Origin of the sequence: Streptomyces sp. NPDC090032 (genome assembly GCF_044748025.1) — a bacterium.
Classification (GTDB): domain Bacteria; phylum Actinomycetota; class Actinomycetes; order Streptomycetales; family Streptomycetaceae; genus Streptomyces.
Genome location: NZ_JBIVFF010000009.1, coordinates 1 through 16,355, shown reverse-complemented (window position 1 = coordinate 16,355; position 16,355 = coordinate 1). Strand labels below are relative to the sequence as shown.

Sequence of the window (16,355 nt, the reverse complement as noted above, 5' to 3'; positions counted from 1 at the left end):
GGCGCGGGAGCCCGATCGCCGGAAAACCCGGTGGCGTTGTCAGTGCCGATCCGTAGTCTCACTCCTGATGCCCACTACACGTGCACCGGCCACGGACCCCGACCGACTCTCCCCGGCGGCGGAGCAGTCCGCCGTGCGCACGCTGCTGCGCCTGTGGCCTTACGTACGGCCGGTGCGGGCGCGCTGGGCCGGGGCCGCGGGGGTCGCCGTGGTCGCCTCCTGTCTGTCACTCGTCTTCCCCGTCGTCCTGAAGTGGATCGTGGACGGGCCGGTCACGGACCACGACCCGGGCGGGGTGTGGCTGGGCGCGGGCGTCCTGCTGGCGCTCGGGGTCGCCGAGGCGCTGCTGTTCGGGCTGAGGCGGTGGCTGGTGGCGCGACCGCTCGCGAGCGTCGAGGCGGCCATGCGGGCGGATCTGTACCGCCATCTCCAGCGGCTGCCCGTCGAGTTCCACGACCGGTGGGCCTCGGGGCAGCTGCTGTCACGCGGGACGACCGACCTCATGGTCGTACGGATGTTCCTGGCCTTTCCGCTGACGTTCCTGATCGTCAACGGCGTGACGATCGTCGCCGGGTTCGTGCTGCTCGTCGCGCAGGACTGGGGACTCGGGCTCATCCTGCTGGCGCCCGCGCTGCCGCTGATGATGCTCTGCTACCACTTCGAGTCGGCGTACGCGGCGGCATCGCGCAGCGCCCAGGACCAGGTCGGGGATCTGACCACCGTCGTCGAGGAGTCCGTTCTCGGGATCCGGATCATCAAGGGGTTCGGGCGGCACCGCAGTCAGGCACGGGCCTTTCGCGAGCTGTCGCGCACGCTGCGCGGGATCGAGCTCACCAAGGCGCGGCTGCTCGCCGGGATCCTCGCGGTGATCACGCTGCTTCCGGAGCTGGCGCTCGGGGCCGCGCTGGTGCTCGGCTCCGTGCAGGTCGCGGACGGGAAGCTGTCCGCCGGGACGCTGGTGGCCTTCCTGTCGACGGCGCTCGCCCTGCGCTGGCCGATCGACTCGATCGGGTTCCTGGTCGCCATGAGCCAGGAGGCGGCGACGGCGACCCGGCGGATCTTCGAGGTCATGGACGCGCCGCAGGAGAGCGAGGAGGTCTCGGCGGTGTCCTGCCCGGCGGGCGCCTCCGACGGGCAGGACACCGCGGGCGGGCTGCGGTTCGAAGGGGTCCGCTTCCGCTATCCGGACGCCCCCGACGCGTCCGAGCCCGTCCTCGATCGCATCGATCTGCAGGTGCGGTCCGGGGAGACCATGGCGCTCGTCGGGGCGACCGGCAGCGGCAAGACGACCCTGACCGCGCTCGTGCCCCGGCTGCACGAGCTCACCGGCGGGCGCATCACGCTCGACGGGCGGGACATCGTCTCGATGGAGCGCGAGGAGCTGCGCACCCTCGTCTCCGTGGCCTTCGAGGAGCCGACGCTGTTCTCGGCGTCCGTCGCGGAGAACGTGCTGATGGGGGCGGCCGGCGCGGACGCCGCGCAGCTCGACCGGGCGCTCGGGGTCGCGCAGGCGGGATTCGTGAAGGCGCTGCCGGGGGGGGCCGGTACGCAGGTCGGCGAGCAGGGGCTCAGCCTCTCCGGCGGGCAGCGGCAGCGGCTCGCACTCGCCCGCGCGGTCGTGGGGAGTCCGCGTTTCCTCGTGCTCGACGATCCGCTGTCCGCGCTCGACGTGCACACGGAGGCCCGGGTGGAGGCGGCCCTGCGGGAGGTGCTCGCCGCGAGCACGGCGCTCGTCGTCGCGCACCGGCCGTCGACGGTGCTGCTCGCGGACCGTGTCGCGCTGCTGTCGGGCGGCCGGATCACCGCCGTGGGCACGCACCAGGAACTGCTGCGCGCGAACGCCGAGTACCGGCATCTCATGTCCGGTGCGGACCCGGAGACCGGGACGGAAACGGAAGAGGACGGGCCGGACGGGCCGGAGGGGAAGGGCACGCGATGACCACGACGACCAAGCCGGACCGCACGCCGCGGGATCCGGCGGCCGAGGACGGCGACGGCGGCGAGGAACTGCGCCTCCCCTCCCCCGGGGACCCGTTCGACCAGGACGACCTGCCCACCCCCAAGGGCGCGACCGGCGCACTCCTGCTCTCCCTGCTCGCGCCGAGCCGGCGCACGGTGTGGCTGGCCGTGCTGTGTCTGCTGGTCCAGCAGGCCGCCGTGCAGGCGGGGCCGCTCCTCGTCGCGTACGCCATCGACAGCGCAGTGCCCGCCTTCCGCGCGAGCGACCACGGCCCGCTGATCGCGGTGGCGGTCGGCTATCTCCTGGCGGCGTGCTGCTCCAGCCTCTTCCAGTTCGCGTTCGTGCAGGTGTCGGCGCGGGTGAACCAGGACGTGCTGCTCGACCTGCGCGGCCGGATCTTCCGGCACGCGCAGGCCCTGAGCGTCGACTTCCACGACCGCTACACGTCGGGGCGGCTCATCTCCCGGGCGACGACGGACGTCGAGTCCCTGCGCGAGCTGCTCGCCGAGGGGCTCCAGGAGCTCATCAACATCATCCTGGCGTCTGTGTACATCACGGCCATGCTGCTCTGGCTCGACGTCGGCATCGGTGCCGTCGCCGCCCTGTCCTTCCTGCCGCTCGCCGTACTGATCCAGCTGTACCGTCGGCGCGCGGCCCGGGTGTACGCGGAGCGGTCCTCCGCGATCGCGCGCGTCATCGTGAAGTTCGCCGAGACGATGAACGGGATCAGGCCGGTGCGTGCCTTCCGCCGCGAGCGCGCCAACGACGCGGACTTCGCCGGGCTGAACCACCGCCACGAGCGGGTCAACGGTGACGCGCTGCTCGAAATGGCGCGCTACGTCGTCGGCTCCCGCCTCCTCGCGAACACCGCGGTGGCCGGAATGGTCCTGTGGGGCGCCTACCGCGTCGCCGACGGCACGCTCGAACTGGGTGTCCTGGCGGCCGCGGTGCTGTTCATCCGCCGTCTGTACGACCCCATCGACCGCCTCGCGATGTTCCTCAACTCCTATGAGTCCGCGGCCGCTTCACTCCGCAAGATCGCCGGTCTGCTGCACCAGACGCCGACCGTTCCGGAGCCGTCGTCGCCGGGCGCACTGCCCGAGCTCGCCGGTGACCGTCCGGGCCGCGAGGTCGTCTTCGAGCAGGTCTCCTTCGGCTACCGCACCGGCGGCGAGGTGCTCCCCCGCTTCGATCTCACGCTGCCCGCGGGGCAGATGGTCGCCGTCGTCGGCACGACGGGCGCGGGAAAGTCGACGCTCGCCAAGCTCCTGGCCCGCTTCTACGACCCCTCGGCGGGCCGGGTCCTGCTCGACGGCGTCGACCTGCGCGACCTGGGAACGGCCGAGCTGCGGCGAGGCGTGGTGATGGTGACGCAGGAGGCGTTCCTGTTCTCCGGCACGGTCGCCGACAACATCGCGATCGGGCGGCCCGAGGCGAGCCGCGAGGAGATCGAGCGCGCGGCCAAGGCGATCGGCGCGCACGACTTCATCACGGCGCTCCCGGACGGCTACGACACGGATGTGCGCAAACGCGGGGGTCGAATTTCGGCCGGGCAGCGGCAGTTGGTGGCGTTCGCACGCGCGCTGCTCGCCGACCCGGCGGTCCTGATCCTCGACGAGGCGACGAGCTCCCTTGACATCCCCGGCGAGCGGGCGGTGCAGCGCGCGATGCACACGGTGCTGCGCGGCCGTACCGCGGTCGTCATCGCGCACCGGCTGTCGACGGTGGAGATCGCCGACCGTGTTCTGGTCATGGAACACGGGCAGATCGCCGAAGACGGCACACCGGACCAACTGATCTGCGGTACAGGAGCGTTCGCGGATCTGCATCGTGCCTGGCGGGAGAGCGTGGTCGGCTGAGCGGCGGCCCGGACGCGACCCCTCCGCACCCGGGCAACGGCTCCGTATATCGAACGTGAACCTCCGGGCAACGGACCGTTTCCGGCCAACCTCCTGACGCGCTCCTGACAGACAACGCTCTCTGCTGCCACTCTTCCCTCGGCCTCGCACAGCTGTCCCACAGCCGAACTGGCGCGGCCCGTTGGTGAGCTGCAGCACGACCTGTTGTGCCCGCTGTGCCCAGTTGTGCTGAGTTCCACCTGGTTCCACCTCGTTCCACCCTGTTCTGCCTTGTTCTGCCTTGTTCTGCCCGGACGGTCATTCGCCGTCCGGTCTCTCCCGGCCGTGCGATCCGCGGCCCGCAGAAGGAGTCAGCCTTGAGAACGTCCGACACCTCCCACAGATCCGCCTCCCGCAAGAGGGCGACCGCCTACGGCGCCCTCGCCGCGGTCACCGCCCTGCTCGCCGCCGCCGTCCAGGCGGGCGGCATGGCCTCGGCGGACGTCCAGCCGGCCGCGGCGGTCGCCAAGGCCGTCGCGAAGGGCGCCGACCCCGGCGCACTCCCCGTGAAGCTCTCCCCCGCCAAGCGCGCGGAGCTGCTGCGCGACGCCAACTCCACCAAGGCGGACACCGCCAAGGACCTCGGCCTCGGCGCCAAGGAGAAGCTCGTCGTACGGGACGTCCTCCAGGACCGTGACGGCACCACGCACACCCGCTACGAGCGCACCTACGACGGTCTGCCGGTCCTCGGCGGTGACCTGGTCGTCGACACGGCCAAGTCCGGGAAGACCGAGGGCGTCACGCGCGCCGCGAAGTCCGCGCTCAAGGGCATCGCCACCACCGCCGCGGTCAAGCCGGCCACGGCGGAGCGGCAGGCGGTCAAGGCCGCCACGGCGGACGGATCGAAGAAGACCGAGGCGGACCGCGCGCCGCGCAAGGTCGTGTGGATGGCGCAGGGCAAGCCGACCCTCGCCTACGAGACCGTGGTCGGCGGTCTCCAGGACGACGGCACGCCGAACCAGCTGCACGTCGTCACGGACGCGGCGACCGGCAAGAAGCTGTACGAGTGGCAGGGCATCGAGAACGGCACGGGCAACACGCAGTACAGCGGCAGCGTGACGCTCGGCACGGCCCTGTCCGGATCGTCGTACACGCTCAACGACACCGGGCGCGGCGGGCACAAGACGTACAACCTGAACCACGGCTCGTCCGGGACCGGGACGCTCTACTCGGGCGCGGACGACGTGTGGGGCAACGGCAGCGCCTCGAACACCGAGACCGCGGCCGCGGACGCGCACTACGGCGCGGCGGAGACCTGGGACTACTACAAGAACGTGCAGGGCCGCACCGGCATCAACGGCGACGGTGTCGCCGCGTACTCGCGGGTGCACTACGGCAACGCGTACGTCAACGCGTTCTGGGACGACAGCTGCTTCTGCATGACGTACGGCGACGGCGAGGGCAACCTCAAGCCCCTCACCGCGATCGACGTGGCGGGCCACGAGATGACCCACGGCGTCACCGCCGCGACGGCCGGTCTCAACTACAGCGGTGAGTCCGGCGGTCTGAACGAGGCCACGTCCGACATCTTCGGCACCGCGGTCGAGTTCTACGCCAACAACACCAAGGACGTCGGCGACTACCTCATCGGCGAGAAGATCGACATCAACGGCGACGGCACCCCGCTGCGCTACCAGGACAAGCCCAGCAGGGACGGCACGTCCCCGGACAACTGGTACTCCGGGCTCGGCAACCTCGACGTGCACTACTCGTCGGGTCCCGCCAACCACTTCTTCTACCTGCTCAGCGAGGGCAGCGGCGCCAAGGTCATCAACGGCGTCAGCTACAACTCGCCGACGGCGGACGGTCTTCCGGTCACCGGCATAGGCCGCGCCAAGGCCGAGCTGATCTGGTTCAAGGCGCTCACCACGAAGTTCACCTCGACCACGAACTACGCGGCCGCGCGCACCGGCACGCTCGCGGTCGCCGGTGAGCTCTACGGCACCACCAGCGCCGAGTACAAGGCCGTGCAGGACGCCTGGGCCGGCATAGCCGTCGGCTCGCGCTCCGGTGGCGGCGGCGGTGGTACGTCGTTCGAGAACACGGCCGACGTCGCGATACCGGACGCCGGCGCCGCGGTCACCTCGTCGATCGCCGTGACCGGCCGTACGGGCAACGCGCCGAGCAACCTCTCGGTCGCCGTGGACATCGTGCACACCTGGCGCGGCGACCTGGTCGTCGACCTGGTGGCCCCGGACGGGTCCACGTACCGCCTGAAGAACTCCAGCGGCAGCGACTCGGCGGACAACGTCAACGCGACCTACACGGTCAACGCGTCCTCCGAGGTGGCCAACGGCACCTGGAAGCTGAAGGTCCAGGACGTGGCCGCACAGGACACCGGCTACATCAACAGCTGGAAGCTCACCTTCCCGTAAACCGCACACAGAGGTAACCCAAGGCCGATCGAGAGCTGTTCGGCCCGCACGGTCTGGGCGCGTCGCCCCGGGTGAGTGAACTCCCCGGGACGGCGCGCCCGTTCATGTTCCGTTCGCAATACGTACAAGGAGCATCGCTCAACGGACGATTTCCAGCCAACCTCCGATTGCCCTCCTGACATGTACAAGCCTCAACTGGCACGCTTCCCCACGCAACACCAGCAATTCCAGTACCACACGGCTTTTCAGCACCACACAGCTCTCTTACCCCACACACAAGGAGCTTGCGTGTCCCCCCACATATCGCGCTTCACCAAGAAGCGTTCGACTCTGGCCATCGCCACCGCTGTTGCCGCCGGAGCGTTGCTGACCGCCGGAATGACCACCGGCGCGTCCGCGCAGCCCGTGGCCGACGCGACGCCCGGCGCCGCGCCCATGAAGCTCTCGGGCGCCGCCCGCGCCGGCCTCCTCCAGGACGCCGACGCGAAGAAGGCCGAGACGGCGAAGGAGCTGAACCTCGGCTCCAAGGAGAAGCTCGTCGTGCGTGACGTGGTCAAGGACCGCGACGGCGCGACGCACACCCGCTACGAGCGCACCTACGACGGACTCCCGGTCCTCGGCGGCGACCTGGTCGTCCACGAGTCCAAGGCCGGCAAGTCCGAGGGCGTCACCCGCGCGACCTCGAAGAGAATCGCCGTGTCGACGGCCTCCGCCTCGCTCAAAGCCGCCCCCGAGGGCGCCCGCAAGGTGGTCTGGGCGGCGTCGGGCACCCCGCGCCTCGCCTACGAGAAGGTCGTCACCGGCAAGCAGAAGGACGGCACGCCGCGCAAGCTGCACGTCGTCACGGACGCCGCGACCGGCAAGAAGATCTTCGAGTGGGACGCGATCCACACCGGTGCCGGCGAGAGCCAGTACAGCGGCAGCGTGACCGTCGGCTCCACCAAGTCCGGTTCCTCGTACGCCCTCACGGACGCGGAGCGCGGCGGCCACAGCACGTACGACCTCAAGCACGGGTCGTCCGGCAAGGGCACGCTGTTCACCGACGCCGACGACAAGTGGGGCGACGGCACCACCAACGACGCGGCCACGGCCGCGGTCGACGCCGCCTACGGCGCCCAGGTCACGTGGGACTACTACAAGGACGTCCACGGCCGCAGCGGCATCAACGGCGACGGCAAGGGCGCGTACTCGCGGGTCCACTACGGCAACGCGTACGTCAACGCGTTCTGGGACGACAGCTGCTTCTGCATGACGTACGGCGACGGCGAGGGCGACAAGAAGCCGCTGACGTCGATCGACGTGGCGGGCCACGAGATGTCGCACGGCGTCACCGCGGCGACCGCGGGCCTCATCTACAGCGGTGAGTCCGGCGGCCTGAACGAGGCCACGTCCGACATCTTCGGCACCGCGGTCGAGTTCCACGCGAACAACCCCAAGGACGTCGGCGACTACCTCATCGGCGAGAAGATCGACATCAACGGCGACGGCTCCCCGCTGCGCTACATGGACAAGCCGAGCAAGGACGGCGCGTCTCTGGACAACTGGAAGAGCGGCGCGGGCAACGTCGACGTCCACTACTCGTCGGGCATCGCCAACCACTTCTTCTACCTCCTGTCGGAGGGCAGCGGCGCCAAGGTCATCAACGGGGTCTCGTACGACTCCCCGACCGCGGACGGCCAGCCGGCCGCGGGCATCGGCCGCGACAAGGCCGAGAAGATCTGGTTCAAGGCCCTGACGTCGTACTTCACGACGAACACGGACTACGCGAACGCGCGCAAGGGCACACTGAGCGCGGCGTCCGACCTGTACGGCGCCGACTCGGCGGAGTACAAGGCGGTCGACCGGGCGTGGGCCGCGGTCAACGTCAAGTGACGTAAGGCGTAAGCAGGCTGGGGGGCGGCACCGCCGGGTGCCGCCCCCTCGCGCGTCGGGCCTCAGCCTTCGTACTCCGTGAGGTCGATCGCGTGCACCTGGAGCGCGAAGCCGTGCTTCGGGTGCGTGAACTCGTGTTCCTCCGTCATGCCGAGCTTGCGGGCGACGTTCTCCGAGCCCGTGTCGCCCGGGCGGATCAGGGCGACGACCCGGTCGATGCCGCGGTCCTGGAGGGCGAACTCCAAGGTGGCCTGGGCGGCCTCGGAGGCGTAGCCCTGGCCCCAGAACTGGCGGCCGAGCCACCAGTTGATCTCGATGCCGGGCGCGAGCTCGGACACCGAGAGGCCGACGACGCCGGCCAGTTCGCCGGAGGCGAGGAGTTCGACGGCGAAGGGGCCGAAGCCCTCCTCGTCCCACTCCTCCTCCCAGCGCTCGATGTCCTCGGCAGTCCGCTCCAGGTCGCGCGGGCCGCCGTCGCCGACCTGGCGCATGACGTCCGGGTCCGCCTGGATCTCGGAGAGGGGCACGAGGTCGTCTTCGGACCAGCGGCGGAGCAGGAGGCGGGGCGTCTGGATCTCGGTCATGGGTCCATCTTCGCCGAGACCCGCGACGCCGCCGACCATCCGGTCGCCCCTCGGCGCATCTTCGGCGCGACCTCAGCGCGCCCTCACCGCAAGAGCACCCCCGCCGCTTCCGCCGCCGTCTCCGCCGGGACGGTCACCAGGCCCGTCTCCGCCGGTGAGGCGAGCAGCCGGTGGGCGGGCAGGATGCGGACCGTGTAGCCGTAGGGGCCCGTGCGGTCGAGGGAGAGCGGGCCCTCGTACGCCCAGCGGCCGTCCAGGTCCGGGCCGCCGGCCGGCTTCAGGGCCACCGCCGTCGCGTCGGTGATCCGGTCGCCGGAGTCGACGCGGCCGGCCACCGCCTGCACCTCGACGTCTTCGGGACCGAGCTCGTCGAGCGCCACCCGCACGCGCAGCAGCAGCGTCGCGCCGAGCTCGGCCGTGGCCGTGGACGCCTCCACGTGGTCGACCGCCACCCGGGGCCAGGACGCGCGGACGCGGGACTTCCACTGGGCCAGCTCGCGCGCCACCTCGGGAGTGAGGGCACGGCCCGAGCGGGCCGCGGGGGCGTACAGCTTCTCGACGTACTCGCGGACCATGCGCCCGGCGAGGACCTTCGGGCCCAGATGGGTGAGGGTGCGGCGGACCATCCCGATCCAGCGGTCGGGCAGCCCTTCGGGTCCGCGCTCGTAGAAGCGGGGCGCGACCCTGCGCTCGACGAGGTCGTAGAGGGCCGCGGCCTCCAGGTCGTCGCGCCGCTGCTCGTCGGTCGCGGTGCCGTCCGCGGTGGGGATCGCCCAGCCGAAGTCGGGCGTGAACCATTCGTCCCACCAGCCGTCGAGGACGGAGAGGTTGAGACAGCCGTTCAGGGCGGCCTTCATACCGGACGTCCCGCAGGCCTCCAGGGGACGCAGCGGGTTGTTGAGCCAGATGTCGCAGCCGGGGTAGAGCTTCTGCGCCATGGCCATGCCGTAGTCCGGCAGGAACACGATGCGGTGGCGCACGCGCGGGTCGTCGGTGAAGCGCACCAGCTCCTGCACCAGGCGCTTGCCGCCGTCGTCGGCCGGGTGCGCCTTGCCCGCGACGACGATCTGGACGGGCCGGTCCTTGTCGAGGAGGAGGCGCCTGAGCCGGTCCGGGTCGCGCAGCATCAGGGTGAGCCGCTTGTAGGAGGGGACGCGGCGGGCAAAGCCGATGGTGAGGACGTCGGGGTCGAGCACCCCGTCGATCCAGCCCAGTTCCGCCGCGCCCGCGCCGCGCTGGCGCCAGGACGCGGCGAGGCGCTCGCGGACCTCCTCCACGAGGCGGCCGCGCAGCTCGCGCCGCAGGTCCCAGATGTCCCGGTCGGCGATGTCGGCGACGGCGTCCCAGCGGTCGGATCCTCCGGCAGCCAGCGCGTCCAGGGTGCGCTGTTCGCCGAGGTGGCGCGCGCCGAGCCGCAGGACCTCGGGGGCCACCCAGGTCGGGGCGTGCACGCCGTTCGTGACGGAGGTGATGGGGACCTCCTCCGGGTCGAAGCCCGGCCACAGGCCCGAGAACATCTCGCGGCTGACCCTGCCGTGCAGGGTGGAGACGCCGTTGGCGCGCTGGGCGAGGCGCAGTCCCATGACGGCCATGTTGAAGACGTTCGGGTCGCCGCCCGCGTACGTCTCCATGCCGAGGCCGATGATGCGCGCGGCGTCGATGCCGGGGAGTTCGGCGCCGGGGCCGAACTGGCGGGCGACGAGTTCCCGGTCGAAGCGGTCGATGCCGGCGGGGACGGGGGTGTGCGTGGTGAAGACGGTCCCGGCGCGTACGGCTTCGATGGCGGCGTCGAAGTCCACGCCGCGTCCGGCCAGCTCATGGATCCGCTCGACCCCGAGGAAACCGGCGTGCCCCTCGTTCGTGTGGAACACCTCGGGCGCGGGATGGCCGGTGAGCCGGCAGTACGCGCGCACGGCCCGCACCCCGCCGATGCCGAGCAGCATCTCCTGGAGGAGCCGGTGCTCGCTGCCGCCGCCGTAGAGCCGGTCGGTGACGTCGCGTTCGCGGGGGCCGTTCTCCTCGACGTCCGAGTCGAGCAGCAGCAGGGGCACGCGGCCGACCTGCGCCTGCCAGACACGGGCGAGCAGCCGGCCGCCGCCGGGCAGGGCGAGCGCGACGCGGCAGTCGGTGCCGTCCGGTTCGCGCAGCGGGGTCAGCGGCAGTTCGTGCGGGTCGAGGACGGGATAGTGCTCCTGCTGCCAGCCGTCCCTGGACAGGGACTGCCGGAAGTAGCCGTGCCGGTAGAGGAGTCCTACGCCGATCAGCGGCACCCCGAGGTCGCTGGCCGCCTTGAGGTGGTCGCCGGCGAGGATGCCGAGGCCGCCGGAGTACTGGGGCAGGGCGGCGGTGATGCCGAACTCGGGGGAGAAGTATCCGATGGCGGCGGGCAGGCCGCCGATCTGGGTCTGTGTCTGGTACCAGCGGTCGCCCTCGACATAGGACCTGAGGTCCTCCGCGGCCTCGCCGAGCTGGCGCAGGAATCCCTCGTCGGTCGCGAGTTCGGCGAGACGCGCGTGCGGCACGGCGCCGAGGAGTCTCACCGGGTCCCCGTCGGACGCGGCCCAGCGCGCCGGGTCCACGGCCTGGAAGAGGTCACGCGTCCCGGTGTGCCAGGACCAGCGCAGGTTGCGGGCCAGCTCTTGGAGGGGGGCGAGGGGCTCGGGCAGGACGGGACGGACGGTGAATCGACGGATGGCCTTCACGTTCTCACCTCTGTAGGGGGACGCGGCGGGCATACGCGCACACGTGCGAGGAGGACGCGCTCCGTCGAGCGGCCCCCGGCTGTCACTCCCGACGGTACGGCCACCGGGCTCCGGCTACCACGGCGCACGGGGTCGCGTCGGCACCCGGTTCACGGGCATCTCGCCGCGTCGTGGGGGTCCTTGACGGGGAGCGGGCCGGTGCGCCGGTCGTACGCCATGAGGATGACCCGGTACGTCGAGGCCCTCCCCGTCGCGCCGCGCCGCCGCCCGCGTACCGGCCGGAGGAAGTCCGGTTTCCGCCGCGACCTTCTCCGCAACCGCCACCGCTCCCCCACGGGCGATATGGCCGATTCCGCCCCCGCATGCGGTCTTGTAGGGCCTGACACCGCACGAGAGGCTGCCAAGCGGTGTGCGTGACTTCCCGGCCGTCAGGACCGGCGGCCGTGCAACTCCGGTCCTCGCGCGCCGAGTCGAGGAGGGGAACTCACGACATGACTCTGACGCGCAAGAGGCGTCTGCGCCGGTCGGGCGGGCTCATCGCCGCGACCGCGGCGGCGGCGCACTCTGCGGTCACACCGCCCGCGCATGCCGCGCCCCCGCCGGGGCGGATACTCGGCGCCGGTGAGCCCGGCGCCGTCGCAGGCAGTTACATCGTGACGCTCAAGGGGGGAACGGCACCGTCCGGCACGGGCAAGGGCCTCGCCGAGAAGTACGGGGCGAAAATACGCCACACGTACAGCACGGCGCTGAACGGGTACGGCGTACAGGCGGGCGAGACGCAGGCCAGAAGGCTCGCGGCCGATCCGTCGGTCGCCGCGGTCGTCCAGGACTCACGGGTCTCGCTCGACCACACGCGGAAGAACCCGCCGTCCTGGGGGCTCGACCGCATCGACCGGGGCGACCTGCCGCTCGACACGTCCTGCACCTGGCCCGAGTCCGCGGGCTCGGGCGTGACGGCGTACGTCATCGACACCGGCATCCGGATCTCGCACCGGGACTTCGGCGGCCGGGCGCGGTACGGCTCGGACTTCGTCGACGGCGACGCCACCGCCCAGGACGGCGACGGCCACGGCACGCATGTGGCCGGAACCGTCGCCGGGGCGGGCCACGGCGTCGCGAAGAAGGCGCACGTGGTCGCGGTCCGCGTGCTCGACGACGCGGGCTCCGGGACGACCGCCCAGGTCATCGCGGGCATCGACTGGGTGACGAAGAACGCGCGCAGACCGGCCGTCGCGAATCTGAGCCTCGGCGGCTACGCCAACGCCCAGCTGGACGCGGCGGTGCGGAACTCCATCGCCTCCGGGGTCACGTACACGGTCGCCGCCGGCAACGACGGCCTGCCGGCCAGCCTGTACTCGCCGGCCCGCGTGAAGGAGGCCATCACGGTCGGCGCGACCGACCGCACGGACCGGCGCGCCGACTTCTCGAACTGGGGCACCCGGGTCGACCTGTTCGCACCCGGCGTCGACATCACCTCGGCGGGGTACGCGAGCGATACGGGGAAAGCGACCTTCTCCGGTACGTCGATGGCGTCGCCGCACGCGGCCGGCGCCGCCGCACTGTACCTGTCCGACCTCACCTCGGCCGGGCCGGCCGAGGTGAGCCGGGCGCTGACGGTGCGCGCGGCGACGGGCCGGATCACGGGCACCCAGCCCGGTTCGCCGAACAATCTTCTCCAGGTCAACAATCCTTAAGGGAAAGGTGAGTTCATGGTCCGGTCCTGTCGTGCGCGGCGGGGCCGGACTTGTCTGTGTGCTTACGCGCGAGTAGTTAACAAAGCGCCGGATTGCCCGCCCTGCGACCGTGGAAGGCTCCTCCGGTACACACTGCGCGACCCGCGTCGTCACCCCCGTTTCCGCAAACCGAACCCCCGCGGTCAGGAGCGGTCATGCCCGCACAGAGTCCCTCGCCGAAGCCGCACACGGACCCGGCGAAGCAGTCGGCCAGAAGCACGAAATCGCAGAAACCACCGGGCCGCCGGCGCCCACCGGTCACCTCCTCCGCCACCACGCTCGGACGGATCCCCGTCCTGGACGTCCAGCCCCTCGTGGACCACGGCCGCAGGCCCGCCAAGGCGGTGGCGGGCGAGTCCTTCCAGGTCAGCGCCACCGTCTTCCGCGAGGGCCACGACGCGGTCGCCGCGAACGTGGTGCTGCGCTCGCCGCGCGGCCACAAGGGCCCGTGGACCCCGATGCGCGAGCTGGCCCCCGGCACCGACCGCTGGGGCGCGCAGGTCACGCCCACGTCGGAGGGCCGCTGGACCTACTTCGTCGAGGCCTGGGGCGACCCGGTCACCACTTGGCGCCGCCACGCGCGGATCAAGGTCCCGGCAGGCATCGACACCGAACTCGTCCTGGAGGAGGGGGCGTTGCTGTACGAGCGCGCGGCCGCAGGCGTGCCGCAGCGCAAAGGGCAGCGCGAGACGGTGCTGCGCGCCGCCGCCGCGCTCCGGGACACCGGGCGCCCGGCCGCGGCCCGCCTGGCCGCAGCGCTCACCCCGCAGGTCGACGAGGTCCTGACCCGCCACCCGCTGCGCGAGCTGGTCACCAGCACCGACCCGCTGCCGCTCCTCGTGGAGCGCGAGCGCGCGCTGTACGGCGCGTGGTACGAGTTCTTCCCGCGCTCGGAGGGTGCGATCGTGCGCGAGGGGGAACCGCCGGTCTCCGGCACGTTCCACACCGCCGCGAAGCGCCTGCCGGCCATCGCCGCGATGGGCTTCGACGTCCTCTATCTGCCGCCGATCCACCCCATCGGCACCACATACCGCAAGGGCCCCGACAACTCGCTCTCCCCCGGGCCGCACGACGTGGGTGTCCCCTGGGCGATCGGCTCGCCCGAGGGCGGTCACGACGCGATCCACCCGGATCTCGGCACGCTCGACGACTTCGACGCGTTCGTGAGCCGGGCCGCGGACCTGGGCCTGGAGATCGCGCTGGACTTCGCGCTCCAGTGCTCGCCCGACCACCCATGGGTGGACAAGCACCCCGAGTGGTTCCACCACCGGCCGGACGGCACGATCGCGTACGCCGAGAACCCGCCGAAGAAGTACCAGGACATCTACCCGATCGCCTTCGACCAGGACATGCCGGGCCTGATCGCGGAGACGACCCGCGTCCTGCGCTTCTGGATGGACCACGGCGTGCGCATCTTCCGCGTCGACAACCCGCACACCAAGCCCGTCGTCTTCTGGGAGCGGGTCATCAAGGGGATCAACCGCACCGACCCCGACGTGATCTTCCTGGCCGAGGCGTTCACGCGCCCCGCGATGATGCGCACCCTCGCGCAGGCCGGCTTCCAGCAGTCGTACACCTACTTCACGTGGCGCAACTCGAAGCAGGAACTCACCGAGTACGCCACGGAGTTGGCCAGGGACACGGCCGCGTACATGCGTCCCAACTTCTTCGTGAACACGCCGGACATCCTGCACGCCTACCTCCAGAACGGCGGGCGCCCCGCGTTCGAGGTGCGCGCGGTCCTGGCCGCCACGCTCTCCCCGACCTGGGGCGTCTACAGCGGCTACGAACTGTGCGAAAACGCCCCGCTACGCCCCGGTAGCGAGGAGTATCTGCATTCGGAGAAGTACGAACTGCGGCCGCGCGACTGGGAGTCGGCCGAGCACGAGGGGCGTTCGATCGCACCCCTCATCACCCGGCTCAACGACATCAGGCGCCGCAATCCGGCCCTGCGCCGGCTGCGTGACGTGCACTTCCACCACACCGACCAGGACACGGTGATCGCGTACTCCAAGTCGGTCGCGGGCCCGCACGGCTCGAACACGGTTCTGGTGGTCGCCAACCTCGACCCCCACCACACCCAGGAGGCGACGGTGTCGTTGGACATGCCGCAACTGGGACTCGGCTGGCACGAGTCCGCACCGGTGCGCGACGAGCTCACCGGTGAGACCTATCACTGGGGCAGGGCCAACTATGTGCGCCTCGAGCCGGGCCGTGCGCCCGCGCACATCCTCACCGTCCTGCGACCGTCCTCACCGTTGATCGGAGGGTCACCCACACCATGACCGTCAATGAACCCGTCCCTGACACCTTCGAGGACACCCCCGCCAAGGACAGGGATCCCGACTGGTTCAAACGTGCCGTCTTCTACGAGGTCCTCGTCCGTTCCTTCCAGGACAGCAACGGCGACGGAGTCGGCGACCTCAAGGGCATCACCGCGAAACTGGACTACCTCCAGTGGCTCGGCGTGGACTGCCTGTGGCTGCCACCGTTCTTCAAGTCCCCACTGCGGGACGGTGGTTACGACGTGTCCGACTACACGGCGGTCCTGCCCGAGTTCGGGGACCTGGCCGACTTCGTGGAGTTCGTCGACGCCGCGCACCAGCGCGGGATGCGCGTGATCATCGACTTCGTCATGAACCACACGAGCGATCAGCACGAGTGGTTCCAGGAGTCCCGCAAGGACCCGGACGGTCCGTACGGCGACTACTACGTCTGGGCGGACGACGACAAGAGTTACGAGGACGCGCGGATCATCTTCGTCGACACCGAGGCGTCGAACTGGACCTTCGACCCGGTGCGCAAGCAGTACTTCTGGCACCGCTTCTTCTCCCACCAGCCGGATCTCAACTACGAGAACCCGCGCGTCCAGGAGGAGATCGTCTCGGCCCTGCGCTTCTGGCTGGACCTCGGCATCGACGGCTTCCGCCTCGACGCGGTGCCCTACCTCTACGCCGAGGAAGGGACGAACTGCGAGAACCTGCCGGCCACGCACGAACTCCTCAAGCGGGTCCGCAAGGAGATCGACGCGCACTATCCGGACACAGTGCTGCTGGCCGAGGCCAACCAGTGGCCCGAGGACGTCGTCGACTACTTCGGCGACTACGCCTCCGGCGGCGACGAGTGCCACATGGCGTTCCACTTCCCGGTCATGCCGCGCATCTTCATGGCCGTGCGCCGCGAGTCGCGCTATCCGGTCTCGGAAATTCTCGCCAAGACCCCTGCCATTCC

General features: G+C 70.9%; 9 protein-coding genes. 7 read left to right on the top strand and 2 right to left on the bottom strand.

What is annotated here, in order from left to right:
• Positions 1-67: 67 nt before the first annotated feature.
• From ACIPWY_RS22905 to ACIPWY_RS22890, 4 genes are all read left to right on the top strand, one after another.
• Positions 68-1,939: an ABC transporter ATP-binding protein gene (locus ACIPWY_RS22905; RefSeq protein WP_401534684.1), complete on the top strand. Its 1,872-nt coding sequence runs from the start codon at positions 68-70 to the stop codon at positions 1,937-1,939.
• On the top strand, positions 1,936-3,819 hold the full coding sequence (locus ACIPWY_RS22900; RefSeq protein ID WP_362904503.1) for an ABC transporter ATP-binding protein: 1,884 nt from the start codon (positions 1,936-1,938) through the stop codon (positions 3,817-3,819). Before ACIPWY_RS22905 ends, ACIPWY_RS22900 begins: the two co-directional genes overlap by 4 nt.
• A 356-nt stretch (positions 3,820-4,175) precedes the next feature.
• The gene (locus tag ACIPWY_RS22895) at positions 4,176-6,233 is read left to right on the top strand and encodes a M4 family metallopeptidase (protein ID WP_362904501.1); all 2,058 of its coding nucleotides are present in this window, start codon (positions 4,176-4,178) and stop codon (positions 6,231-6,233) included.
• Positions 6,234-6,521: 288 nt separating this feature from the next.
• The gene (locus ACIPWY_RS22890; protein WP_401534679.1) at positions 6,522-8,105 is read left to right on the top strand and encodes a M4 family metallopeptidase; all 1,584 of its coding nucleotides are present in this window, start codon (positions 6,522-6,524) and stop codon (positions 8,103-8,105) included.
• 62 nt (positions 8,106-8,167) lie between these two features.
• Here the strand turns inward: ACIPWY_RS22890 and ACIPWY_RS22885 are convergent, their stop codons facing one another.
• Together ACIPWY_RS22885 and glgP are read right to left on the bottom strand one after the other, a co-directional pair.
• Positions 8,168-8,689: a GNAT family N-acetyltransferase gene (locus ACIPWY_RS22885; RefSeq protein WP_362904497.1), complete on the bottom strand. Its 522-nt coding sequence runs from the start codon at positions 8,687-8,689 to the stop codon at positions 8,168-8,170.
• 83 nt (positions 8,690-8,772) lie between these two features.
• Positions 8,773-11,391: an alpha-glucan family phosphorylase gene (gene glgP / locus ACIPWY_RS22880; RefSeq protein ID WP_401534675.1), complete on the bottom strand. Its 2,619-nt coding sequence runs from the start codon at positions 11,389-11,391 to the stop codon at positions 8,773-8,775.
• Between the two features lie 491 nt (positions 11,392-11,882).
• Here glgP and ACIPWY_RS22875 point away from each other — a divergent pair, with 491 nt between their 5' ends.
• The 3 genes from ACIPWY_RS22875 to ACIPWY_RS22865 form a co-directional block, all read left to right on the top strand.
• Positions 11,883-13,085, top strand: a complete 1,203-nt coding sequence (locus ACIPWY_RS22875; protein ID WP_401534672.1) for a S8 family peptidase — start codon at positions 11,883-11,885, stop codon at positions 13,083-13,085.
• Between the two features lie 194 nt (positions 13,086-13,279).
• Positions 13,280-15,409 (top strand): alpha-1,4-glucan--maltose-1-phosphate maltosyltransferase, encoded by a 2,130-nt coding sequence (locus ACIPWY_RS22870; RefSeq protein ID WP_362904490.1) that lies wholly within the window; start codon positions 13,280-13,282, stop codon positions 15,407-15,409.
• On the top strand, positions 15,406-16,355 hold a 950-nt coding region (locus ACIPWY_RS22865), incomplete at its 3' end, for an alpha-amylase family glycosyl hydrolase (protein ID WP_401534668.1). The genes ACIPWY_RS22870 and ACIPWY_RS22865, both read left to right, overlap by 4 nt.